Raw genomic sequence first — 25,167 nt, 5'->3', positions numbered from 1 at the left:
TAAGGCCAGTTACATCAAGTTTCGGTGTGGCTCAAATGCTCCAGCGAGCACTCAACAAACGTTCGTTCAACAAGCCTGGCTCCAGCGGTTTCGGCCGGCGGGCCATGGCACTGACAAACTGATCCAGCGCTTCATGCAGTCGCTGTTCCAGCGCCGGTGCCAACTGCGCCTGGGTACTGCCTTCGCCATAAGCGATCTGGCTGTCCTCGGCAAAAATCCCCTGGAGCATTTCCTGGGCTTTCAATGCCGACAGCACTGGCTTGAGGGCGTAATCGACCACCAACATGTGGGCGATGCTGCCGCCGGTGGCCATCGGTAAAACAATCTTGTGGTTCAAGGCACGTTCGGGCAGCAGATCGAGCACAGTCTTCAGGGCGCCAGAAAACGAGGCCTTGTACACCGGGGTAGCGATCAGCAAGCCGTCGGCATTTTCAATCTGCTGTAAAAGATCGAGCACCTTGGGGCTATCAAAACGAGCGTGGAGGAGATCTTCGGCCGGGAAATCCCGTACCTGATAACTCACCACTTCCACCCCTTGCTGCTGCAACCAGCGCTGCGAGCGATCCAGCAGAACTCCAGAACGGGAGCGCAGGCTGGGACTGCCACCGAGTGAGACGACCAGCATTGAGATGATTCCTTAAGCGTTACAGGCGATTCGCAGGTTGCGATCTCGCTTCAATGTGAGAGACCTTACCAGCTGATTTATATATCCATAAATCATATTTATTCATTTGTTTATGCGTTTTGGAGATATACGTTTTACCTTTCTCAGGACGAAAAAAAGGCCGTTGAAACGGCCCGAAATCCCCTGCTATGTGGATGCCTCAAAACGATCGCAGCCTTCGGCAGCTCCTACACTGGAATGCGTTTCTCCCTGCAGGCGCTGCCGCAGGCTGCGATCTTTTGATCTTAACGATTGGGCTGTGGCGTCAGACGCAGGTACGGCTTCACGGCGCGATAGCCTTTCGGGAAGCGCTGTTTGATCTCTTCTTCATCCTTGAGCGACGGCACGATCACTACTTCGTCACCGTCCTGCCAGTTGGCCGGGGTGGCCACTTTGTAGTTGTCGGTGAGTTGCAGCGAATCGATCACCCGCAGAATTTCGTGGAAATTGCGCCCGGTGCTCGCCGGATAGGTGATGGTAAGGCGAATCTTCTTGTTCGGATCGATCACGAACAGCGAACGCACGGTCAGGGTGTCATTGGCGTTCGGGTGGATCAGGTCATACAGATCCGAGACTTTGCGATCCGCGTCGGCCAGGATCGGAAAGTTGACGATAGTGTTCTGGGTTTCGTTGATGTCTTCGATCCACCTGTGGTGCGAGTCCACCGGGTCTACCGACAGCGCGATGGCCTTGACGCCGCGCTGGCTGAATTCATCCTTGAGCTTGGCGGTGAAGCCCAGCTCGGTGGTGCACACCGGGGTGAAGTCCGCCGGATGGGAAAACAGCACGCCCCAGCTATCGCCTAGCCATTCGTGAAAACGAATCTTGCCGACGCTGGAGTCTTGCTCGAAATCGGGGGCGATGTCGCCGAGTCTGAGGCTCATGATGCTGCTCCTGATGAGAGGGTGGAGACCTCAACTGTAGCTTGGCTTTTATACTCATGAAAAAGAATATATAACTAGATATGTATGCTTTTTAGGAATATTAAACTTCTGTTCACTGGACGCCTGGCCGCATCGCGACGAACATCGTTAGTAAGGTTCGAGAAGGCCTTGAGTTGCTGTAAAGAGGGAAATGTCGGGGAAGGCTTACGGGGGTGGGCCTGACCCGGAAACGCAAAAGCCCCGTCCGGCGCGATGCCGGACGGGGCTTTTTTACATCCGCGATTCGATGCGCGCTATTACATCAGCGGGATCGAGTAGCTGACGATCAGGCGGTTTTCATCCTGGTCGCGAACGCCCGGAATGTTGGTGCGCCAAGAAGCGTTTTTCCACATGACGCCAACATTTTTCAGCGGGCCTTCTGGCACGACGTAACCGATGGTCAGGTCGCGTTCCCATTCGGAGCTGTTAGTGCCGGCAGGTGCGTTAGCGGTTCTGTTGGTGTCGATATCGTAACCACGCAGGTAGACCATACCCGCTGTCAGGCCAGGCACGCCGACTTTGGCGAAGTCATACGAATAGCGTGCTTGCCAGGTTTTCTCGCCAGCACGACCGAACTTCTGGATCTGCATGTCGGTGATGGTGTAGTTCGACGAGCCGTCGCCTTGGTTCAGCCAAGGGAAGTCGCTGCTACCATTGGAAACCTGATAACCGCCGCCGAAGGTGTGACCAGCAACGGTGTACAGGAACAGGCCGCTGTACAGGTTGTTGTCGACCTTACCCTTGCCGTTCGAAGTGCTGCTGTAGTTACCGTTGCTGTAGTAAGCAGGGGTGTTGCTGTTGGCGCCGTCATCCGAGCTGTTGAAGTAACGGAAGTCGGATTTCAGTACACCTGGACCGATTGCCCAGTTATGTACCAGCCCCAGGAAGTGTTGCTTGTAGAAATCTTCCAGGTTGCCGTAGTAGTACTGAGCTGTCAGGTCCTTGGTGATCTTGTAGTCACCACCGGCATAGATGAACTTGTTGCTGTTGGCGGTACGTGCACTCGCACCACCGATCGACAGATTCTCGTTGTTGCTGGAGTTACGACCTTTCACAGCTTCGATCTGACCGCCGACCAGAGTCAGGTCCTTGATCTCGCCGGAAGTGATTTGCCCACCCTGCCAGGTTTGCGGCAGCAAGCGACCGTCGTTGGTCACGATAACCGGCAGTTTTGGCTGCAGGGTACCCAGCTTCAATTCAGTCTGAGAAACCTTGACCTTCGCAGTCAGGCCCAGGCTGGAAAAGTTATCAACGGCTTCACCGTTGGACTTGCTCGGGAATACGGTGCCGCCGTACGAGTTGTTGCTCGCACCGTTAGTGCCACCGCCAGAATCCAGACGGACACCCAGCAGACCAATTGCATCGAGACCGAAGCCTACGGTGCCTTGGGTGTAACCCGAGATGAAGCGCAGATCGAAGCCTTGGCCCCATTCTTCGTTCTTGTTGGCGCCTGGGCCACTACGGTTATCAGTGTTGATGTAGAAGTTACGCAGCCCCAACGTTGCCTTGCTGTCTTCGATAAAACCGGCGGCGCCTGCCTGCTGCGCCATAACCCCTACGGCCACAGCCAGGGCCAAGGTGGACTTGTTCATGTAAAGCTCCTCTCGTATCTAATTCTTCTGCTTTTCTTTCTGTCGGCTTCGGATCGATTGCCCGAAATCCTGAACGCTTGATCGCTTGATCGCAGTGGACCTTTACCCCCCCAGTCAAAACCGCGAAAGAATACCCCGGCATAGTCCCAAAAAGAATTGTTTCACTCTTTTTCATAGCGCCGAGATATATAAAGGCACTGCAGATTGGGGGTATCGGCTTCAGCACAGATTCCTGAACCCTTGAGATTGTCGAGGGACGAAAACGCCAAAACACCGCAGTGACTCTTGAGCGTTGGACGAGGCCTAATTTAGCTTTTAGCCAAAAAAACAAAAGGAATAAAAAACTTCTACAACCTAGCAATATGGAATATAAAAATATGCACGAAAAAAAACCTTGCCGAACGGCAAGGCTTTTCTCTGGATTTGTTACAAGAAGCTGTAGGTGTAGTTGAAGATCAGGCGGGTCTGATCCTGATCGGCAATATTGATTTCGCTGCCGCGATAAACACCATTGCGCAGTGTTACACCAAAACCTTTGAGAGCACCCTGTTGAACGGTGTAATCGATACGCATGTCCCGTTCCCACTCGGACATGTCGCTACCGGAACCGTTCGTTGCCTTGATGTTGTCGCCATGCAGGTAAGCGACCGAAGCTTTGAGGCCCGGTACACCCAGCCCTGCGAAGTCATAGGAGTACTGGCCGAAGGTCGTGTTTTCACCGGCACGGACGAAACCGTTAATCATGGAGTCGGTGAACAGGTAGAAGCTTGCGCCACCGGCACCCTCTGGGCGACCGTTGCCATCGACCACGTTGCCCTGGTTCAGGTAGACGAAGCCACCGTCATCGTTGACGCGTTGATGGCCGAGCAAGAAGGCGTTGCCACCCAAGGTGTAAGTGAACATGGCGCTCCAGGTCTTGTTATCGACCTCGCCCGGGGTCTTGGCGTAACCACCGTTGTTATTGAAGCGGTAGCCTGCGTCGCCGTTCTTGCCATCAGAGCTGCTGTCGAAATAGCGGATGTCGGTCTTGAACGACTGGTTGGTGCTGATCGGAAGGACGTGCACCAGGCCGAAGAAGTTCTGCTTGTAATAATCCTGCAGGTTCGAGTGGTAGTACTGCAGGGTCAGATCTTTGGTGACCTTCCAGTCAGCACCGGCATAGCGGAACTGATTGCTGTCCTGCGTACCACCGGCCACCGCGAGGCCGGTGCTGTTTGTCGAGGCACGACCCACTGCATGCTCGAGTTGACCAGCATTGAAGGTGACGTTGTCGATTTCCTTGGAGGTGATCGTGCCACCCTCGAAGGTTTGAGGCAGCAGACGGCTATCGTTCGCAACCAGAATCGGCAAGCTAGGTTGCAGCGCGCCACCCAGGTGAGCTTCGGTCTTGGACAGACGTGCCTTGACGTTACCCGCTACGCGGCTCCAGGACTGCGTTGCCGAACCGTCAGAATCACTTGGGCTGAACGAGTTATTGTCTGGGTGGTGCCCACGGCCACCATCAAGGTGAATACCGCTGAGCGCCTGCACATCAAGACCAAAACCGACCATACCTTGAGTGAAACCGGACAGGTAATCAAACTTGAAGCCCTGCGCGGCTTCTCTCTGATCTGCGCCGCCATCACGGTTGTCGTTGTTGAAATACATGGTGCGCGAACTCAGGGAAGCCTTGCTGTCTTCGATGAAACCCGCGGCACCTGCCTGCTGCGCCAATACCCCAAAGGCCACAGCCACGGCCAAGGCGGACTTATTCATTGTCAAGCTCCTCTCGTTTCTAATTATTGTTTGCCTGGCCCGGATCGACGCCCGGGTTCCGAAGGTCAGCGATTAGCGCCAGAGCGTGACCCACAAGTCAATCGTAACTTTGTGTGTCTACGACCATGGTCTAAGCTCCGGTTTTTTGGTCCATGCAGGTTCATGAGTTCGTCATGAATCTGAAAAGAATGAACACCTTCTTTTCTAATACCCTTTAGGAATTTAACCCCGTATTTGCACGCTCTGGTGCCGCCCACAACAACGCGCCGGTCAATTTCTGAAAGGTACTAAGCTGCCCTGTTCAGGCCCATTTGCCCTGAAGCAATCCTGTAACAGTTCCATCACCCCAGCAGCCAGCCCGGGGCACTATCCAGATCAATTGTTACAGTTTGTGTGTCGGTAGGTTTTTTGCAGGCACGGCGCAGCCGCCGTTCTTGCCGGAATGCATCAAGTCATTCCAGTCGTGGTTTTCAGCGAGGGGGAATCAGAAGGAGAGGTTCAGATTGAAATGCACAGGTGTCGCGATGTGGGGAGCTTGCAGCCTGCCCCCACTCGCCACGCCCTGATGAATCAAAGAGTCTTTTCGAAGATCTTCGAATTACGTTGATAGTTGTACAGCGACGCCCGAGCCGCTGGCAGACGCTCAACACTGCTCGGTTCGAAACCACGCTCGCGGAACCAGTGCGCGGTCCGTGTGGTAAGCACGAACAGCGTCTTCAAGCCCTGCGCCCGGGCACGTGTCTCGATGCGCTCCAGCAATTCGTCGCCGCGCCGGCCATGGCGATACTCCGGGTTCACTGCCAGACACGCCAGCTCACCCGCATCCGAATCGGCAATCTGATACAGCGCCGCACAGGCGATGATCATGCCTTCGCGCTCGACCACGCTGAACTGCTCGATCTCACGCTCCAGCACTTCACGCGAACGACGTACCAGAATCCCCTGCTCTTCCAGCGGGCTGATCAGGTCAAGCAAACCGCCGACGTCTTCAATCGCCGCCTCGCGCACCAGTTCGAATTGCTCCTGGGCCACCAGCGTGCCGCCACCGTCACGGGTGAACAGCTCGGTCAGCAATGCGCCATCCTCGACGTAACTGACGATATGGCTGCGCGCCACACCGCCTCGGCAGGCTTCGGCGGCGGCATCCAGCAGTTCCGCTTGATAATTGCTGCTGCCCAGACGCTGCAAGTGCGCCGGCACTTGTTGCGGACGCAGCTCGCGCACCAGTTTGCCGTTCTCGTCGATCAGGCCGAGGTCGGCGCCGAACAGCAGCAATTTGTCTGCACCCAGATCGATGGCGGCGCGGGTGGCGACGTCTTCGCAGGCGAGGTTGAAGATTTCCCCGGTCGGCGAATAGCCCAGCGGCGACAGCAGCACGATCGAACGCTCATCGAGCAAACGATTGATACCCTTGCGGTCGACCCGGCGCACTTCACCGGTGTGGTGATAGTCGACACCTTCAAGTACACCGATTGGTCGCGCGGTAACGAGGTTGCCGCTGGCCACGCGCAGGCGCGAGCCCTGCATCGGCGACGAAGCCATGTCCATCGACAGCCGCGCTTCGATGGCAATGCGCAACTGGCCGACCGCATCGATTACACACTCAAGGGTCGCGGCATCGGTGATGCGCATGCCGTGGTGGTAATGCGGAGTCAGGCCGCGGGCGGCGAGGCGAGTTTCAATTTGTGGGCGCGAACCATGCACCAGCACCAACCGCACGCCGAGGCTGTGCAGCAGCACCAGGTCGTGGACGATGTTGCCGAAATTCGGATGATCCACGCCGTCGCCGGGCAGCATGACGACGAAGGTGCAATCGCGGTGGGCATTGATGTAGGGAGAAGCGTGACGAAGCCAATTAACGTATTCGGGCATGAACCTGGGCCTGTAATAAATAGCAGCCGGAAAAAAGGGCGAAACGGAAAACGCACAGCGGGCTGATGGTTATCGTCGGAACAGGCTTGGCGACACGCGCGCTCTCCTCATGAATACGGGTTGGGTTGCAGGCAATTTACAGCGTTCGGTCAGGTAAAACATGGATCCCTTGTGGGAGCGAGCCTGCTCTCGAATGCGGTGTGTCAGGTACATCAATGTTGATTGACACGATGCCTTCCCGAGCAGGCTCGTTCCCACAGGGGTAGATCATGGTTTGTCAGGGGTCAGGCAGTAATGTTCAATCAACTGTCGCAATAGATGCACGGTAGGCTGCAAACGTGACATTTCAAGGTATTCGCCGGGTTGATGCGCACAGGCAATATCACCGGGGCCAAGTACGATGGTTTCGCAGCCAAGACGCTGAAGATAAGGCGCTTCGGTGCCGAACGCTACTGCTTCGGCAGTGTGGCCGGTGAGCTTTTCGGCAATACGCACCAATTCGGCATCCGCGTCCTGCTCGAATGGCGGCACTTCCGGGAACAATGGCTTGTAGTCGATCTTCACCTGATGCCGCTCGGCAACCGGGTTGAGCTTGCGCAGAATCTCCGCCCGCAGGACTTTCGGGTCCATACCCGGCAACGGCCGCAGGTCGAACTCCAGCGAACATTGACCACAGATGCGGTTGGGGTTGTCGCCACCATGGATGCAGCCGAAATTCATGGTCGGTTGCGGCACGCTGAATTGCGGATTGTTGTATTCGCGCTGCCACAGCAGGCGCAGGCCGCGCAGTTCGCCGATGGCATCGTGCATGGCCTCAAGGGCGCTATGCCCCAGGCGCGGGTCCGACGAGTGCCCGCTCTGCCCAAGGATGTCGATGCGTTCCATCATGATGCCTTTGTGCATGCGAATCGGCTTGAGCCCGGTCGGCTCGCCGATCACTGCCGCGCGGCCCAGCGGTCGTCCAGCCTCGGCCAGCGCGCGGGCGCCGGACATCGAGCTTTCTTCATCACAGGTGGCGAGGATCAGCAGCGGTTGCTTGAACGGCTGGTCGAGCAGCGGCAGCACGGCTTCGATGATCAGGGCGAAGAAGCCCTTCATGTCGCAACTGCCCAAACCGACCCAGCGGCCGTCGACTTCTGTGAGTTTCAGCGGATCGGTCTGCCATAAGGCGTCGTCGTACGGCACCGTGTCGCTGTGCCCGGCCAGCACCAGACCGCCAGGACCGCTGCCGAAACTGGCGAGCAGATTGAATTTGCCGGGGCTGACCTGCTGGATATCGCAGCTGAACCCCAGATCGCCCAGCCATCCCGCGAGCAAATCGATCACCGCCCGGTTGGACTGATCGAGGCTCGGCTGGGTGCAGCTGACCGATGGCGCGGCAATCAGCGCAGCGAACTGGTCTTGCATGGATGGCAAAGGCATCGCTGACTCCAACTCCCGATTTGAAGTCCATCATAGAACCATCCGGCGTCAGGAATAAACCGCCGCAGGGCGTAGGACGAATCAGTCCTGTACACTGCACGGCCTTGGCAGCCACATATTCCCCGGCTGCGCTCCCGATCCTGGATTTTCCGGCCATGCAGAAAGAAACCGAAATCAAACTCCGCGTCAGCCGCGAAACCCTCGCGGCCCTGCGCGAGCACCCTCTTCTGAAAAAACGCAACAAAAGTGGCTGGGAACGCCGTGAGTTGATGAACCAGTACTTCGACACCCCGGAGCGCGATCTGGCCCAGGCCAAAGTCGCCCTGCGCCTGCGCAAGGACGGCGATGAAGTGATTCAGACCCTCAAGACCCGTGGCCAGAGTGTCGCCGGTCTGTCCGAGCGTAACGAGTACGACTGGAAACTGCCCAAAGCCAAGCTCGACGTGAAGAAACTCGACGGCGAATGCTGGCCAGATTCGTTGGCCGAGCTGGATAAGAAAACCCTGAAGCCAATCTTCACCACCGATTTCGTCCGCGAGCGCGCCGAAATCGCCTGGGGCCGCGGCAAGAGCAAAGTGGTCATTGAAGCGGCGCTGGATCTGGGTCATGTCGTGGTTGGCAAACAGAAAGAAGAAATCTGTGAGCTGGAACTGGAACTGCGCGAAGGCGAGCCTGAAGCGTTGCTGGAACTGGCCGCTGAACTGGCACAAACCCTGGCACTGATGCCGTGCGACATCAGCAAGGCAGAGCGCGGCTATCGTCTGTACGACGCCAACAGCTACTCGCTGAGCCTGCCGGCGCCGCAACTGACGGTCGAAACCCAACTGGACGATGCTTTCGCCGCCCTGTGCTGGCATTTGCTCGGCAGCAGCCAGCGTCTGGCCGAACAATATCGTTTCAACGGTCACTGGCGTTTGTTGCAGGACTGGGTCGAGAACCTCGCCGAAATGCGCGCTCTGCTCAGCAGCCTCGGCCAGGCCGCACCACGTCCTTCGACCCACGACCTGCGCGTGGCCCTCGACGCACTGCTGGAAGACTGGCGCCCGCTGGTTCAGGTGGGTATCGAAGACGAAGATGTGCGCAAAGCCGCGCCGGAGCAGTTCCTCGAGGAGCTGGAAGACCCACGCTGGGGCCTGTTCTCGCTGACGGCTTCGCGCTGGTTGCTGGCTCGCACCTGGACGGCTGATCGTAACGTGCGTGGCAACCGTCAGGGTGGCGCGCAGTTGCACAGCTGGTTGCCGCGTCTGCTCGGCGAAGAAGCCACGGCCTTGCAATTGCAGCGCTATCAGCAGCAGCCGGAAGATCTGGCCGAGCAGCTGCCACGTATCGAGCGCATTCAGGTCTGGCTGCACCACGCCCGCAATGTACTGGAGATCCCGGAAATGGATCGCCTGTACGGCGAGCTGAACAAGCTGGCGCAGTTGGCCAACGAGCCGACGATCACTGACGAACTGCTCGATGCACGCAAGCAGCAGGCGATTGCGGTTTATCAGAATCGCGCGTGGAAAATGCTGCTGCGTATGTAATACCGCCATCGCTGGCAAGCCAGCTCCCACAGGGTTTGATGTTGAAATGTAATTTGTGTTTCAACACAAAACCTGTGGGAGCTGGCTTGCCAGCGATGAGGCCAGCAGCCTCACCTCAAACCGGCAGGCTTGTTGTGGACTTGATCTCCGACAGCGCCACAATCGAGTTCACTTCCTGTATCCCCGGCACCAGCGACAGCTTCTCGAAGAAAAACCGCTCGTACGCCTCAATGTCCGCCGCGACAATTCGCAACAGAAAATCCACCGCGCCCATCAGCACATAACACTCCAGCACCTCCGGAAAGCCGCGAATCGCTTCGGTGAATTCGGTGAAGTTCGAACGCCCGTGGGCGTTGAGTTTGATCTCGGCAAAGATCTGCGTGTTGAGGCCGATTTTCTTGCGATCGAGCAAGGTCACCTGGCCGCGAATGATCCCCTCCTCCTTCATCCGCTGAATCCGCCGCCAGCACGGCGATTGCGACAAGCCCACCTGCTCGGCGATCTGCGCGCTCGAGAGCGACGCGTCCTCTTGCAGCAAAGCCAGAATCTTGCGGTCGTAGCTGTCCAGCTCGCTGTGCATAGAAAAACCTCAAAGAGAGCATTTTACGAATTGATCCAGTTAATAAAACGCCAATAACGCTCATCTTAGATAAGAAATACCCGGCAGCGAATGTAAAAATTTCTCCAGTGATTTTGGAGCCCCGCCATGCCGCACCTTGAAGCCGTCAACACCCCCCTGACCCGCGCCGATGTCTGGAACGTCAGTAACGTCCATTGCCTGGCGCAGTATCAGATTCTCGCCGAGGCCGAACCGGATCTGCTGGTGCGCGTGCTCAACCTGTTCGCGCTGCAGTTTCTTACGCCAGAGCACGTGAACGTGCAGCGAATGGATGATCTGTTATCGATCGACCTCGTCATGGGCGGCCTGAGCTGGCATCGCGCGCAAGTGATTGCGGAAAAACTTCGTAACCTGATCAGCGTCTGTTCGGTGAATCTGCAGAACACCGACACGGCGTGGGCTGAACGGGCGCAAGCGGCCGGCTGACAAATCCGGCAACGGCTTCGTCGGGTAGTGGCCCAACGGTCTGCGGGGCCGCGACTATTCTTTTGCGCACTGTCGCTTAAAAGGAAGCCCGCATGTCCGTTCAACTTGCCACTCAGGACCGCTGGCTGGAACTCAATGATGTGTTGCGTGAACTGGTCGCCCAAGGCTTCATCAGCCAGGATTCGGCGGAGCAGGCGCTCAATGCCCGCCGTCGTCACGCCGCGCATGGCCAGAAGCATCCGCTGGAGTTTATCGCCAGCCAGCAACTGGACGACCTCAGCCGTCCGGGCAAGCATCTGGATCTCGAAAGCCTGACCCTGTGGCTGGTGCAACAGGCCGGCCAGCCTTATCTGCGCATCGATCCGCTGAAGATCAACGTTGCCGCCATCACCCCGTTGATGTCCTACGCCTTCGCCCAACGGCACAAAATTCTCGCGGTGACGGTTGATCGCGACTCGGTGACGGTGGCCAGCGCCCAGCCCTATGTGAATGGCTGGGAAGCCGATCTGACTCACGTCTTGAAGTTGCCGATCAAGCGGGTGGTGGCCAACCCGGCGGACATCCAGCGTTTCAGCGTCGAGTTCTTTCGCCTGGCCAAATCGGTCAGCGGCGCCAGTAACGCCGATCAACAGAACGGCAACCTCGGTAACTTCGAACAACTGCTCAACCTCGGCGCCAGCGATCAGGAGCCGGACGCCAACGACGCGCACATCGTCAACATTGTCGACTGGCTGTTTCAGTACGCCTTCCAGCAGCGCGCCAGTGATATCCATATCGAACCGCGGCGCGAACAAGGCACGATGCGGTTTCGCATCGACGGTGTGTTGCACAACGTCTATCAATTTCCGCCGCAGGTAACCATGGCGATTGTCAGTCGCCTGAAAAGCCTCGGGCGCATGAACGTCGCCGAAAAGCGCAAACCCCAGGATGGCCGGGTCAAGACCAAAACCCCTGACGGCGGCGAAGTGGAGTTGCGCCTGTCGACCCTGCCCACCGCGTTCGGCGAAAAAATGGTCATGCGGATTTTCGACCCGGATGTGCTGCTCAAGGACTTCGATCAACTCGGGTTTTCCGCCGACGATCTGCGCCGCTGGCAGGACATGACCCGCCAGCCCAACGGCATCATTCTGGTCACCGGGCCCACCGGTTCGGGTAAGACCACCACGCTCTACACCACCCTGAAAAAACTGGCGACGCCGGAGGTCAACCTCTGCACCATCGAGGACCCGATCGAAATGGTCGAGCCGGCGTTCAACCAGATGCAGGTGCAACACAACATCGACCTGAGCTTCGCCGCCGGGGTCCGCGCGCTGATGCGACAGGACCCGGACATCATCATGATCGGCGAGATCCGCGACCTCGAAACCGCCGAGATGGCGATTCAGGCGGCACTCACCGGGCATCTGGTGCTCTCGACCTTGCACACCAACGATGCGCCGAGTGCGATCAGCCGGTTGCTTGAACTGGGCGTGCCGCATTACTTGATCAAGGCCACGGTGCTCGGGGTCATGGCCCAACGGCTGGTGCGGACCCTGTGCCCACACTGCAAGGCACCGCTGACCCTGGACGATGAAGATTGGCAAACCTTGACCCGCCCCTGGCAGGCGCCACTGCCGGGCAACGCGCAAAGGGCCATCGGCTGCGTGGAGTGTCGCGACACGGGGTATCACGGACGTGCGGGGGTTTACGAAATCATGCAACTGAGCGACAGCCTCAAAGCCTTCATCACCCCGGACACCGACCTCACGGCGATCCGTCGCCAGGCATTCAAGGAAGGCATGCGCAGCTTGCGCCTCTCCGGTGCACAGAAAGTTGCGGCGGGGCTGACAACGGTGGAGGAAGTGCTGAGGGTGACGCCGCAAAGTGAGCTGAAATAGGCGCCCAGGGAACCGGACAGGGGAAATGACGATCCAACCAGTCATTCAACACCAGTGGAGTCACCCCCTCATGCGTCTCAAACTTGCTGTCGCTACCCTTGCCCTGCTGTCTCTGCCTGTTGGTTCGGCAATGGCCGACAGCTTCTGGCGTAACGTCATTTCCTCCGGCGCCACCACCGGCTCGACTTACCTGACCTTCAAGGATCACAAGCTGATCGTCGCCGCGCAGGACGACGCCGGCAGTTTCGTTGCCAGCGATGGCGGCATCCGTGGCCCGTACCTGGAAGCTGCGATGCAGAAAGTCCGTAACGACAATCCGGGCCTGCAGGCGACGGACATGGAACTGGCGAACGCGATTCTGGCGAAGAACGCCGTGGCTTCCGAGTAAGTCGTTCGCAGACAAAAATGCCGCTCATTTGAGCGGCATTTTTTTGCCCGGATTTCAGCCCCACCCTGTAACCCTGTGGGAGCGCATGCTTGCAGGGCAATCAGCGGTAATCGTCGACCGGCACGCACGCGCAATACAGATTGCGGTCCCCATAGACATTGTCGACCCGATTCACCGCCGGCCAGTACTTGTGTGCCTTCGTGTGCGCATCCGGGGTGATGCCTTGCTCGATGCTGTACGGCCGCTCCCACACGCCGGCGACATCCGCCAAGGTATGCGGCGCACGCTTGAGCGGGTTGTCTTCCGCGGGCCAGTTACCGTTCTGCACCTCGGTGATTTCCGCGCGAATACTCAACATCGCGCCGATGAACCGGTCCAGCTCAGCCTTCGATTCGCTCTCGGTCGGCTCGACCATCAAGGTGCCCGGCACCGGGAACGACATGGTTGGCGCGTGGAAGCCGTAATCCATCAGGCGCTTGGCGACATCCTCCTCGCTGATCCCGGTCTGCGCTTTAAGCGGCCGCAAATCGAGAATGCATTCATGGGCCACGCGACCATTGCGACCGCTGTAGAGCACGGGAAACGCACCGGATAAATGCTGCGCCAGGTAGTTCGCCGCGAGGATGGCCACCTCGCTGGCGTCTGCCAGTTGCGGCCCCATCATGGCGATGTACATCCAACTGATCGGCAGAATACTCGCACTGCCCCACGGCGCCGCGCTGACTGCTCCGTTCTGCGCCAGCGGCCCGTCGATCGGCACCACCGGATGGTTGGCGACGAACGGCGCCAGATGTGCGCGAATGCCGATCGGCCCCATGCCCGGCCCGCCACCGCCATGGGGAATGCAGAAGGTTTTGTGCAGATTCATGTGCGACACATCGGCGCCGATGTCTGCCGGCCGTGCCAGCCCGACCTGCGCATTGAGGTTGGCGCCGTCCATATACACCTGACCGCCGTGCTTGTGGATAACCTCGCAGATCTCGCTGATGCCCTCCTCGTACACACCATGGGTCGATGGATAGGTCGCCATCAGGCACGACAACTTATCCCCAGCCTCGGCGGCTTTTGCCTTCAAATCCTCCAGATCAACGTTACCCGCCTCGTCGCACTCGACGATCACCACGCGCATCCCGGCCATTTGTGCCGAGGCTGGATTGGTGCCGTGGGCCGACGACGGAATCAGGCAGATATCCCGTGCCCCTTGCTGGCGGCTCTCGTGATATTTGCGGATCGCCAGCAGCCCGGCGTACTCGCCCTGAGCGCCGGAGTTGGGCTGCATGCAAATCGCATCGAACCCGGTAATCGCGCACAACCAGCGCTCAAGCTCTTCGATCATCAAGGTGTAGCCGACCGCCTGCTCCCTGGGCACGAAGGGATGCAGATTGGCGAACTGCGGCCAGGTGATCGGGATCATTTCGCTGGTAGCGTTGAGTTTCATGGTGCAGGAGCCCAACGGGATCATTGACTGGTTGAGCGCCAGATCCTTGTTCTCCAGTTGCTTGAGATAACGCAGCATCTCGGTTTCGCTGTGATGGGCGTTGAACACCGGATGACGCAGATAAGGTGTGCTGCGCTGAAGATTGTCTGGAATGCCGGAAACCAGCGCCTCAGCGTCAAGATCGTCGACGATCAGCCCATGATCGGCGCCAAGCAGCACATCGAACAGCTTTGCCACGGTGTGCTCGTCACACGTTTCATCGAGGCTCAGACCGACCCGGCCACGGCCGAGAATCCTCAGGTTGATTTGCGCAGCCTTGGCGCTTTCGATAATCGCGGTTTGCGCACCGCCGACGTCCAGTGTCAGCGTGTCGAAAAACTGCGCGTTGACCCGGTTGATACCGTGGCGCTCAAGACCTGCCGCCAGAATGCAGGTCAGCCGATGCACCCGCTGCGCGATGCGCTTCAAGCCTTCCGGCCCGTGAAAGACCGCGTAGAAACTGGCGATGTTGGCCAACAGCACCTGCGCCGTGCAGATGTTCGAATTGGCTTTCTCGCGGCGGATATGTTGCTCGCGGGTTTGCAGGGCCATGCGCAACGCGACGTTGCCGCGGGCGTCCTTCGACACACCGATGATCCGCCCGGGAATCGCCCGTTTGTATTCCTCGCGACTGGCGAAAAAAGCAGCGTGTGGCCCACCATAGCCCATCGGCACGCCAAAGCGTTGAGACGAACCGAACACCACATCGGCGCCCAACTCACCCGGCGGCGTCAGCAACAACAAACTGAGCAAATCAGTGGCGACACAGGCCAGCGCCTGCTGGGCATGCAAGTGATCGATGAGCGGCCGCAGATCGCGGATCTCGCCGTGGGTGTCGGGGTATTGCAGCAATGCTCCAAATACCTGGTGCTGCTTCAAGTTATCCACAGCGTCGATGATCAACTCGAAACCGAAACCTTCGGCCCGGGTCTGCACGACGGAAATGGTTTGTGGATGACAGTTCTCGTCGACAAAAAACAGATTGCTCTTCGACTTGGCGACACGTTTGGCCAGTGCCATGGCCTCCGCCGCCGCAGTAGCCTCATCAAGCAATGAGGCGTTGGCCAATTCCAGGCCGGTGAGGTCGATGGTCAGTTGCTGAAAATTCAGCAGCGCTTCGAGCCGACCCTGGGCAATCTCCGGTTGATACGGCGTGTAAGCGGTGTACCAACCGGGGTTTTCCAGCACGTTGCGCAAGATGACGGTCGGCGTGAGCGTGCCGTGGTAGCCCATGCCGATCAGGCTGGTCCAGACCTGATTCTGCTCGGCGTAGCCACGCAGCCTGGCCAGCGCCGCTTGCTCATCCAGCGCTGGCGGCAGATCCAGTGCGCGATTAAAGCGAACGCCCGGGGGCACGGTCTGCTCGATCAGCTCACCTCGGCTGCCGAGGCCGAGTCTGTCGAGCATGGCCTGCTGCTCGGCGGCGTCGGGACCGAGATGGCGGCGCAGGAAGGCCTCGGGATCGCGTAACTGGCTCAGGGACGGCAACTGGGACATGACGGGCTCTCTCTTGGCTGGCGCTCGGCGTCAAGGCAAATACGGTCAAACCAGCATAGCAGTCCATGTCGCCGTCAATTTTCAGAGCAACCCCCTTTCCCCTTGTGGGAGCGAGCCTGCTCGCGAATGCGGTGTGTCATTCAATTCAAATGTGTCTGACAGACCGCTTTCGCGAGCAGGCTCGCTCCCACAGGGAAAAATCATCGCTCATGAAAAAGCCCCGACAAGTCGGGGCTTTGGGGTGCAGCGCTCAGCTTACTCGCCGATGGCAGCCTTGTAGGCAGCCGCGTCGTGCAGCTTGTCCAGCTCAGCCTTGTCGCTTGGCTTGAGCTTGAAGATCCACGCACCGTACGGGTCGGAGTTCAGCAACTCAGGCGAACCGCTCAGCTCATCGTTGATCGCGATGACTTCGCCGCTGACCGGGGCGTAGATGTCGGAAGCGGCTTTCACCGATTCGACCACACCGGACTGATCGCCAGCCGCAAATACTTTGCCGACTTCGGTCAGCTCGACGAACACCACATCACCCAGCGCTTCCTGCGCGTGATCGCTGATGCCCACAGTGACGGTGCCGTCGGCTTCCAGACGTGCCCATTCGTGACTTTCGGCAAAACGCAGGTCGGCAGGAATATCGCTCATCTTCAGTGTCCTCAAGAAATTGTCAGCGGTGGTGCCCGCCGGAAAAGGTTAGATCAAAGTTTTGCCATGGCGTACGAAGGTCGGTTTGACCACTCGTACCGGGTACCACTTGCCACGGATTTCCACTTCGGCGCGGTCGGCAGTCGCCATCGGAACACGCGCCAGGGCAATCGATTTGCTTAGCGTAGGAGAGAAACTACCACTGGTGATCTCCCCTTCGCCAACATCGGCGATACGAACGACCTGGTGGGCACGCAAAACACCGCGCTCCTCAAGCACCAGACCGACCAGTTTGTGTGCAACGCCAGCGGCTTTTTCCGCCTCCAGCGCAGCACGGCCGATGAACTGACGCGAGGCCGGTTCCCAGGCGATGCTCCAGGCCATGTTGGAAGCCAGCGGCGAAACGTCTTGATGAATGTCCTGACCGTAGAGGTTCATGCCGGCTTCCACGCGCAACGTGTCGCGGGCACCGAGGCCGATCGGGGAAATGCCGGCACCCACCAGATCGTTGAAGAATCCCGGCGCCTGATTGGCCGGCAATACGATTTCCAGACCGTCTTCACCGGTGTACCCGGTGCGGGCAATGAACCAGTCGCCGTCGGTTTCGCCTTCAAAGGGTTTGAGGTGCTGGATCAGCGTGGCACGCGACTGGGTGACCAGTTCGGCAATCTTGTGCCGGGCATGCGGGCCTTGAATGGCCAGCATCGCCAGCTCGGAGCGCTCGTGCAGTTGCACGGTGAAACTGCCGAGTTGCGCCTGCATCCAGGCCAGGTCCTGATCACGGGTCGAGGCGTTGAACACCAGACGATAACCGTCTTCGAGGCGGTAGACGATCATGTCATCGACGATGCCGCCGCGCTCGTTGAGCATGGTGCTGTACAACGCACGGCCGGGGCGGTGCAGGCGTTCGACGTCATTGGCCAGCAAATGCTGGAGCCAGGCCTTGGCCTGGGCGCCGTTAACATCGATTACGGTCATGTGGGACACATCGAACACCCCGCAATCGCGGCGCACTTCGTGGTGCTCCTCGACCTGCGAGCCGTAATGCAGTGGCATGTCCCAACCGCCAAAATCGACCATCTTCGCGCCGAGGGCGAGATGCAGGTCATACAGAGGCGTACGCTGTCCCATGGGTTTCTCCTTCCGGGCGTGGCGAGGGTGCGGACTGCCGCTGCACGGCTGAAAGCCTCGAAATATAAGGCTTTGAGCTGTTTCCAGCGAACGGGTGTGTCAGACGAACCGCACCGAATGCCGCGCATTGTAGCCGCATGATTCAGGACTGACGACTAAGTGTTTCGGTGCGCCGAGCGACGGATCAGACCAATGACCGGCAATAGTCCGACCAGAATCAGGGTCAGCGCCGGCAACGACGCCCTCGCCCATTCGCCTTCGCTGGTCATTTCAAAGATGCGTACGGCCAGCGTGTCCCAGCCAAACGGGCGCATCAGCAGGGTTGCCGGCATTTCCTTGAGCACATCGACGAACACCAGCAGCGCCGCGCTCAACGTACCGGGCAGCAACAGCGGCAGATACACTTTGAAAAACAGTCGCGGCCCACTGACACCCAGGCTACGTGCCGCTTCCGGCAAAGATGGCCGTATACGCGCCAGACTGTTTTCCAGCGGGCCATACGCGACGGCAATAAACCGCACCAGATACGCCATCAGCAACGCCGCCAGACTGCCGAGCAACAAGGGCTTGCCTGCACCACCGAGCCAGCCCGAAAGCGGAATCACCAGTTCGCGATCCAGATAACTGAAGGCGAGCATGATCGACACGGCCAACACCGAGCCCGGCAGGGCGTAACCGAGGTTGGCCAGACTGACCCCGGAGCGGATCGCCCGGGTCGGCGCCAACCGTCGGGCGAACGCCAGCAGCAACGCAACGCTGACAGTGATCAACGCCGCCATGCCACCCAGATAGAGGGTGTGGAGGATCAACCCGGCGTAGCGCTCATCGAGATCGAAACGCCCGCGCTGCCAGAACCACACGACCAATTGCAAAACCGGAATCACAAACGCGCAGGCGAAGACCAATACGCACCAACTCATCGCCGCGACAGCCTTGAGCCCGCGCAGGTGATACAGCGCCTTGATCCGCGGACGCTCGTTGCTCGCCCGGTTCGCGCCGCGTGCACGACGTTCGCCGTACAGCACCAGCATCACCACCAGCAACAACAGGCTGGCCAATTGGGCCGCACTGGACAGGCTGAAGAAGCCGTACCAGGTCTTGTAGATCGCCGTGGTGAAGGTGTCGAAGTTGAACACCGAGACCGCGCCGAAATCCGCCAGAGTCTCCATCAGCGCCAGTGCCACGCCGGCACCAATCGCCGGACGCGCCATCGGCAACGCTACGCGCCAAAAGGCTTGCCAGGGTGATTGGCCGAGCACGCGCGCGGCTTCCATCAGGCCTTTGCCCTGAGCGAGAAACGCCGTGCGTGCCAGCAGATAGACGTAGGGGTAGAAGACCAGCACCAACACCAGAATCACCCCACCGGTGGAGCGAACACGCGGCAGCCGCAGGCCGGAACCAAACCATTCACGCAGCAGGGTTTGAACGGGCCCGGCGAAGTCGAGCAAGCCGACGAAGACAAAAGCGAGCACATAGGCCGGGATGGCGAAGGGCAGCATCAGTGCCCAATCGAGCCAGCGGCGGCCGGGGAATTCGCAAAGGCTGGTGAGCCAGGCGAGGCTCACACCCAGCAGCGTCACACCGAAACCAACGCCGAGCACCAGCGTCAAGGTGTTGCCCAGCAGGCGCGGCATCTGGGTTTCCCACAGGTGCGACCAGATCTGTTGATCGATGGTCTGCCATGACAGCAGCAGAACGCTCAGGGGCAACAGCACCAGCGCGGCAATGGCGAAGACGATGGGATACCAGCGGCGTTGGGCGGGGTGGGCCACTTGCGAACTCTCGTGGAGGAAAAACGTAGAGTGTAAGGAGAAAAGCAAAAAGATCGCAGCCTTCGGCAACTCCTACAGTGGGATTGTGCTCACCCTGTAGGAGCTGCCGAAGGCTGCGATCTTTTGCTCTCTAAATCAGCAGACTCAGTTCCAGCCCGCCCGATCCATCATGCGAATCGCTTCGGCCTGGCGCTTGCCAGCCACTTCCACCGGCAAGGTGTCGGCAATGAACTTGCCCCATGCGGCCACTTCTTCCGATGGTGCAACGGCAGGGTTGGCCGGGAATTCCTGGTTCACGTCGGCGAAGATTTTCTGCGCCTCAGGCGTGGTCATCCACTCGACCAGTGCCTTGGCGGCTTCCGGGTGTGGTGCATGTTTGGTCAAGCCGATACCCGACAGGTTGACGTGCACACCGCGATCCGCCTGATTCGGCCAGAACAGTTTCACCGGCAGTTCCGGCTTCTGCTTGTGCAGGCGACCGTAGTAGTAGGTGTTGACGATGCCGACATCGCACTGCCCGGCATTGATCGCTTCGAGCACTGCAACGTCATCGGAGAACACATCGGTGGACAGGTTGTTGACCCAGCCCTTGAGGATCTTCTCGGTCTTCTCGGCACCATGCACTTCGATCATGGTTGCGGTGAGAGACTGGTTGTAGACCTTCTTCGCCGTGCGCAGGCACAGACGACCTTCCCAGTTCTTGTCGGCCAGTGCTTCGTAGGTGGTCAGTTCGCCCGGCTTCACTCGCTGGGTGGAATAGGCGATGGTCCGTGCGCGCAGGCTCAATCCCGTCCAGGCGTGGCTAGAGGCACGGTATTGCTGCGGGATATTGGCGTCGATGGTTTTCGAGGTGAACGGCTGCAGGATGCCCATCTGCTCGGCCTGCCAGAGGTTGCCGGCATCAACGGTCAACAGCAGGTCGGCGGTGGCGTTTTCGCCTTCAGCCTTGATGCGCTGCATCAGCGGCGCTTCCTTGTCGGTGATGAACTTGATCTTCACCCCGGTTTTGGCGGTGTAGGCATCAAACACCGGTTTGATCAGTTCATCGATGCGCGAGGAATAAACCACCACCTCGTCGGCGGCCTGGGCAGTGGTGCTGCCGATCAGGGTCAAGGCCAGTGCGGTCAGAAGACGCTTGGGTGCCAACATGGGAGTGGTCTCTCGGTCGGGAAATGTGGGCCAAATGATAAGGACTCACATTTACGTTCTCAATCGATCACTTGGGCAAGGAGTTACCAGATGTTGCATGGCGCTAAACGAATCCCTACAAAGGGACGCATTGCCAAATGTAGGAGTGAGCCTGCTCGCGATGAGGCCATCAGCCTCAAAGCAGACCTCAGGGTTTTGCGAGTGCCGGAAGGTCACCCGTCAAACCGAGGGCTTCACGCACAAACAACGCCTTGGCCTCAGGCATCTGCTCAACCAGCTTCAACCCGGCATTACGCAACCAGCGCACAGGCAGCGGATTGGCCTGGAACAAACGCTCGAACCCTTCCATCGCCGCCATCAACGCCAGGTTATGCGGCATGCGCCGGCGCTCGTAGCGGCTCAGCACTTTCACATCCGCCAGCCGTTCACCACGCTCGTTAGCCTGCAACAGCACTTCAGCCAGCACCGCCGCATCGAGGAAACCCAGGTTCACGCCCTGCCCCGCCAGCGGGTGAATGGTGTGCGCGGCATCGCCGATCAGCGCCAGGCCTTCAGCCACATAGCGCTTGGCGTGGCGCTGACGCAGTGGCACGCACAGCCGGGGATCGGCACTGACGACTTCGCCCAGGCGACCTTCAAACGCCCGCTCCAGCTCACGGCAGAATGCCGCTTCATCCAGCGCCATCAAACGCTCGGCTTCGCTCGGCGTGGTGGACCAGACGATCGAGCACCAGTCCTGCTGGCCCTCGCGTTCCAGCGGCAGAAACGCCAGCGGCCCGTGATCGGTGAAGCGTTGCCACGCCGTCATCTGATGCGGCTTGCTGCTGCGCACGCTGGTGACGATGGCGTGATGCAGGTAATCCCACTCGCGGGTCGCGACACCGGTCAGACGGCGCACCGCTGAGTTGGCGCCATCCGCCGCGATCACCAGCGGAGCGCGCAACTGCCGACCATCGGCCAGGGTCAGCAACCAGTCATCGCCGGAACGGCGCATCTGTTCCAGCCGTGCGTTGGCCAGCATGCCCAGATCGCAATCGTGCAAACGATCGAGCAAAGCATCCTGCACCACACGATTTTCGACGATATGGCCGAGTACATCGGCATGCACGCTGCTCGCCGAGAAGTGAATCTGCCCGGTGCCGCTACCGTCCCAGACGTGCATGTCGGTGTACGGACTGCTGCGTCGACTGGCGATGCCTTCCCACACACCAAGGCGTTCGAGAATCCGCTGGCTGGCCGCCGACAACGCGCTCACCCGCGGTTCGAATGGCGCCTGGGCATCGAACGGTTTGACGCTCAGCGGGCTGCCGTCGAGCAGCAAAACTTCCAGGCCACTGTCCTGCAACGCCAGCGCCAGGGCGCTGCCGACCATTCCGGCTCCGACAATCAGCAGATCTGCGCGCATTTCCATGCTTTAAGCCTGTCTCGCTTGCGGCTTGAGCCGCACGTAAAGGGTTTTACCGACCCGCGCGACAAGGTTGCCGGCGCCGTCATGAATATCGACCTGCAACTGCGGCAGGTACTTTTCGCCAGTGGCGGTCTGCCGACGGACCTCATCCAGCAAGGTGTCGTCGATGGTAAACCGGGCGAACACCGGGCCTTTGCCCGGCGCAATGAAATCGATGTCGGCGGCCTTGTCCCAGACGATGTACCGCGACCCGAGGTTTTCCATCAGCATCAACATGAAAAAAGGATCGACCATCGAATACAGACTGCCGCCAAACTGCGTGCCGACGTAGTTGCGGTTGTACCAGCCCAACCCCATCGACACCTGAATGTCGCGAAAGTCGTCGCTGATGTGCCGTACCCGAACACCGGCGCCAAGATACGGCGGGTAAAAGGTCATCACCCAACGCATCAACCGCGCCTTTCCGAATTTGTCGCTCAACCACTTAAGCATCCGGACGTGTTCCCAAACCCATGGCCTGGCGGGCGAACCAGCGCTTGGCGGGTGGTAACAGGTCGAGACCGAGCAAACCGATGTTGCGCCCCAGCGATACCAACGGCTGGGTGCTGCCAAACAGCCGCGTAACCTGATCGGAGAACCCCACCGTGAGGTCCTGATCGAGACGCTGACGCTCGCGATAAGCCTGCAACGTGGCGAAATCGCCCAGCGGTTTGTCGCTGGCGAGCAACGCCGCGGCGAGAGCATCGGCATCACGCAGGGACAGGTTGAAACCCTGCCCCGCAATCGGATGCAAACTGTGCGCGGCGTTGCCAAGTACGGCCAGATGCGAGCGCACCTGCTCTTCGGCTTCGACCAGCGACAGCGGATACAAATGCCGCGCCCCCACCTGTTTCAATGTGCCGAGGCGGTAACCGAACACGCCCTGCAATTCGCTGAGGAAATCGCGCTCGCTCAAATCGGCCAGGCGTTGCGCATCCATGCCCAGACGAGTCCAGACCAATGCGCAACGGTTATCCGGCAGCGGCAGCAAGGCCATCGGGCCCTCGTCGGTGAAACGCTCGAACGCCATGCCGTTGTGCGCTTCGCTCGGGGTGATGTTGGCGATCAGCGCACTCTGGTTATACGGACGCTTGCGCACGTTGATGCCCAACTGCTCGCGCAATCCGGAACGCCCGCCATCGGCCAGCACCGCGAGGTCGCATTCAATGGTGGTTTCATCATTAAGCGTCAGGCGATAGCCGTCGGACAACGGCTCCATGCGCGTGACTTCCGCCGGGCAACGCCAGCTGATCACATCCTTGTCGACGTGCCGCCACAGGCATTGGCCGAGCCAGGCGTTTTCCACCACGTAACCGAGCGCCGGCACACCTTCTTCCATCGCCGACAACCGCGCGGTGGAGAAGCGGCCACGATCGGACACATGGATCTGTTTGATCGGCTCGGCGCGACGGGAGATTTCCTGCCACACGCCCAGCCGTTGATAGATTTGTCGTGCGCCGAAGGACAACGCCGAGGAACGTGCATCGTAGCTCGGCTGCCAACTGTCGCCAGGCGCGAACGGTTCGATCAGCACGATTTTCCAGCCGCGCGCCTTGGCCCCGGCCTGCAGCGCCAATGCCAGACTGGCGCCGACCAGGCCGCCACCGATGATTGCCAGATTGACTCGACTCATGCCGCGTGTGTCCGTGCTTGCGCCATCAGCGCTTCGATGTCGGCGACGGTTTTCGGTACGCCGTTGGTGAGGATTTCACAGCCGGTCTTGGTCACTACCACGTCATCCTCGATGCGCACGCCAATGCCGCGCCATTTTTTCGCTACGTTCTGATTGTCCGGGGCGATGTAAATACCCGGCTCCACGGTGAGCGCCATGCCGACTTCCAGCACGCGCCATTCGCCGCCGACCTTGTACTCGCCGACGTCGTGTACATCCATCCCCAGCCAGTGGCCGGCGCGGTGCATGTAAAACGCTTTATAAGCCTCAGTTGCGATCAATTCGTCGACGTCGCCCTGCAACAGGCCCAGCTTCACCAAACCTGCAGTGATGACTCGAACCGTGGCTTCGTGCGCCTGATTCCAGTGCTTGTTCGGGGCTATTTCAGCGAACGCGGCTTCCTGTGAGGCGAGTACCAATTCGTAGATCGCTTTCTGCTCGGGCGAAAACTTGCCGTTGACCGGCCAGGTGCGGGTGATGTCACTGGCGTAGCAGTCGATTTCGCAACCGGCGTCGATCAGCACCAGATCACCGTCCCTGAGCAGCGCGTCATTTTGCTGGTAATGCAGGATGCAGCTATTGCGCCCGGCGGCAACGATCGAACCGTAGGCCGGCATCTTCGCCCCGCCCTTGCGGAATTCGTAATCGAGCTCGGCTTCGAGGCTGTACTCGTAGAGCCCGGCGCGGCTGGCCTGCATCGCGCGGATGTGGGCCTGAGCCGAGATCCGGGCGGCTTCGCGCATCACCTTCACTTCTGCCGCCGATTTATACAGGCGCATGTCGTGCAGCAGATGATCCAAGGCAACGAATTCGTTCGGGGGCTGGGCGCCGAGGTGCGCTTTGGAGCGGATCACGTTGATCCAGTCCATCAGGTGTCGGTCAAATTCGGGGTTACTGCCCATCGCCGAATACACCCGGTCGCGACCTTCGATCAGGCCCGGCAGGATGTCGTCGATGTCGGTGACAGGGAATGCGTCGTCGGCGCCAAAGTCGCGGATCGCGCCTTCCTGGCCGGCGCGCAGGCCGTCCCACATTTCCCGTTCAGCGTTGCGTTCACGGCAAAACAAAACATATTCGCCGTGCTCGCGGCCGGGCATCAAAACGATGACGGCTTGCGGCTCGGGGAAACCGCTGAGGTACTGAAAGTCGCTGTCCTGACGGTAGACGTGCTCGACGTCGCGGTTGCGGATGGCCACCGCGGCGGCGGGCAGAATCGCGATGCTGTTGGGTTCCATCTGCGCCATCAGGGCCTTGCGGCGACGGCTGTATTCCGCTTTCGGGATATGGGTCATGGGCAGATGGCTTTCCCTGGCTCGCGA

General features: G+C 59.5%; 20 protein-coding genes. 4 read left to right on the top strand and 16 right to left on the bottom strand.

Going from position 1 to position 25,167, the window contains the following annotated elements:
- Nucleotides 1–31 precede the first annotated feature (31 nt).
- The 6 genes from ssuE to argE all read right to left on the bottom strand — a co-directional run bounded on the left by ssuE (nt 32) and on the right by argE (nt 8,228).
- On the bottom strand, nt 32–625 hold the full coding sequence (ssuE, locus tag IEQ42_RS19410) for an NADPH-dependent FMN reductase (protein ID WP_210704724.1): 594 nt from the start codon (nt 623–625) through the stop codon (nt 32–34).
- A gap of 284 nt (nt 626–909) precedes the next feature.
- Entirely contained in the window at nt 910–1,548 is a 639-nt protein-coding gene (locus IEQ42_RS19405) for a peroxiredoxin (protein ID WP_210704722.1), read from the bottom strand.
- A 296-nt stretch (nt 1,549–1,844) separates the two neighbouring features.
- On the bottom strand, nt 1,845–3,179 hold the full coding sequence (locus tag IEQ42_RS19400) for an OprD family porin (protein WP_210704721.1): 1,335 nt from the start codon (nt 3,177–3,179) through the stop codon (nt 1,845–1,847).
- 426 nt (nt 3,180–3,605) lie between these two features.
- Nucleotides 3,606–4,934, bottom strand: a complete 1,329-nt coding sequence (locus IEQ42_RS19395; protein WP_210704719.1) for an OprD family porin — start codon at nt 4,932–4,934, stop codon at nt 3,606–3,608.
- A gap of 570 nt (nt 4,935–5,504) precedes the next feature.
- A complete protein-coding gene (gene argA / locus IEQ42_RS19390) occupies nt 5,505–6,806 on the bottom strand; it encodes an amino-acid N-acetyltransferase (protein WP_150597876.1) in 1,302 nt (433 codons plus the stop codon).
- A 267-nt stretch (nt 6,807–7,073) separates the two neighbouring features.
- Nucleotides 7,074–8,228, bottom strand: coding sequence for an acetylornithine deacetylase (argE, locus tag IEQ42_RS19385; RefSeq protein ID WP_210623138.1), 1,155 nt, complete (start codon nt 8,226–8,228; stop codon nt 7,074–7,076).
- A 155-nt stretch (nt 8,229–8,383) separates the two neighbouring features.
- Between argE and IEQ42_RS19380 the strand changes: the two genes are divergently transcribed.
- Nucleotides 8,384–9,754, top strand: coding sequence for a CYTH domain-containing protein (locus tag IEQ42_RS19380; RefSeq protein ID WP_210704717.1), 1,371 nt, complete (start codon nt 8,384–8,386; stop codon nt 9,752–9,754).
- 115 nt (nt 9,755–9,869) lie between these two features.
- Here the strand turns inward: IEQ42_RS19380 and IEQ42_RS19375 are convergent, their stop codons facing one another.
- A complete protein-coding gene (locus IEQ42_RS19375; RefSeq protein ID WP_016983809.1) occupies nt 9,870–10,334 on the bottom strand; it encodes an Lrp/AsnC family transcriptional regulator in 465 nt (154 codons plus the stop codon).
- A 126-nt stretch (nt 10,335–10,460) separates the two neighbouring features.
- On the opposite strand from IEQ42_RS19375, the gene IEQ42_RS19370 reads away from it, so the two are divergent.
- The 3 genes from IEQ42_RS19370 to IEQ42_RS19360 all read left to right on the top strand — a co-directional run bounded on the left by IEQ42_RS19370 (nt 10,461) and on the right by IEQ42_RS19360 (nt 13,064).
- Entirely contained in the window at nt 10,461–10,799 is a 339-nt protein-coding gene (locus IEQ42_RS19370; RefSeq protein ID WP_210704715.1) for a hypothetical protein, read from the top strand.
- Between the two features lie 92 nt (nt 10,800–10,891).
- Nucleotides 10,892–12,676, top strand: a complete 1,785-nt coding sequence (tfpB, locus tag IEQ42_RS19365) for a type IV pilus assembly ATPase TfpB (RefSeq protein ID WP_210704713.1) — start codon at nt 10,892–10,894, stop codon at nt 12,674–12,676.
- Between the two features lie 70 nt (nt 12,677–12,746).
- Nucleotides 12,747–13,064 carry a DUF2388 domain-containing protein gene (locus IEQ42_RS19360; protein ID WP_042561654.1) on the top strand — a complete coding sequence of 106 codons (318 nt, stop codon included), beginning with the start codon at nt 12,747–12,749 and terminating at the stop codon, nt 13,062–13,064.
- 100 nt (nt 13,065–13,164) lie between these two features.
- Here IEQ42_RS19360 and gcvP read toward each other — a convergent pair whose 3' ends face one another.
- From gcvP to pepP, 9 genes are all read right to left on the bottom strand, one after another.
- A complete protein-coding gene (gcvP, locus tag IEQ42_RS19355; protein WP_210704712.1) occupies nt 13,165–16,038 on the bottom strand; it encodes an aminomethyl-transferring glycine dehydrogenase in 2,874 nt (957 codons plus the stop codon).
- Between the two features lie 255 nt (nt 16,039–16,293).
- Complete coding sequence (gcvH, locus tag IEQ42_RS19350) at nt 16,294–16,677, bottom strand: glycine cleavage system protein GcvH (protein WP_042561656.1); 384 nt, start codon at nt 16,675–16,677, stop codon at nt 16,294–16,296.
- 48 nt (nt 16,678–16,725) lie between these two features.
- On the bottom strand, nt 16,726–17,808 hold the full coding sequence (gene gcvT / locus IEQ42_RS19345; RefSeq protein ID WP_210704710.1) for a glycine cleavage system aminomethyltransferase GcvT: 1,083 nt from the start codon (nt 17,806–17,808) through the stop codon (nt 16,726–16,728).
- A 155-nt stretch (nt 17,809–17,963) separates the two neighbouring features.
- Nucleotides 17,964–19,580, bottom strand: a complete 1,617-nt coding sequence (locus IEQ42_RS19340) for an ABC transporter permease (RefSeq protein WP_210704709.1) — start codon at nt 19,578–19,580, stop codon at nt 17,964–17,966.
- A 144-nt stretch (nt 19,581–19,724) separates the two neighbouring features.
- Complete coding sequence (locus IEQ42_RS19335; RefSeq protein WP_042561659.1) at nt 19,725–20,729, bottom strand: extracellular solute-binding protein; 1,005 nt, start codon at nt 20,727–20,729, stop codon at nt 19,725–19,727.
- 187 nt (nt 20,730–20,916) lie between these two features.
- A complete protein-coding gene (locus IEQ42_RS19330) occupies nt 20,917–22,134 on the bottom strand; it encodes a 2-octaprenyl-3-methyl-6-methoxy-1,4-benzoquinol hydroxylase (protein ID WP_210704764.1) in 1,218 nt (405 codons plus the stop codon).
- A 9-nt stretch (nt 22,135–22,143) separates the two neighbouring features.
- The gene (locus IEQ42_RS19325) at nt 22,144–22,629 is read right to left on the bottom strand and encodes a DUF4442 domain-containing protein (protein WP_210623145.1); all 486 of its coding nucleotides are present in this window, start codon (nt 22,627–22,629) and stop codon (nt 22,144–22,146) included.
- Entirely contained in the window at nt 22,622–23,809 is a 1,188-nt protein-coding gene (gene ubiH / locus IEQ42_RS19320; RefSeq protein WP_200612542.1) for a 2-octaprenyl-6-methoxyphenyl hydroxylase, read from the bottom strand. The genes IEQ42_RS19325 and ubiH overlap by 8 nt, the downstream gene beginning before the upstream one ends.
- The gene (pepP, locus tag IEQ42_RS19315) at nt 23,806–25,140 is read right to left on the bottom strand and encodes a Xaa-Pro aminopeptidase (RefSeq protein WP_150593516.1); all 1,335 of its coding nucleotides are present in this window, start codon (nt 25,138–25,140) and stop codon (nt 23,806–23,808) included. The genes ubiH and pepP overlap by 4 nt, the downstream gene beginning before the upstream one ends.
- Nucleotides 25,141–25,167: the final 27 nt, after the last annotated feature.

It is taken from the genome of Pseudomonas iridis (assembly GCF_017980685.1).
Classification (GTDB): Bacteria; Pseudomonadota; Gammaproteobacteria; order Pseudomonadales; family Pseudomonadaceae; genus Aquipseudomonas; species Aquipseudomonas iridis.
This window is presented reverse-complemented; position numbering and strand designations above follow the sequence as displayed.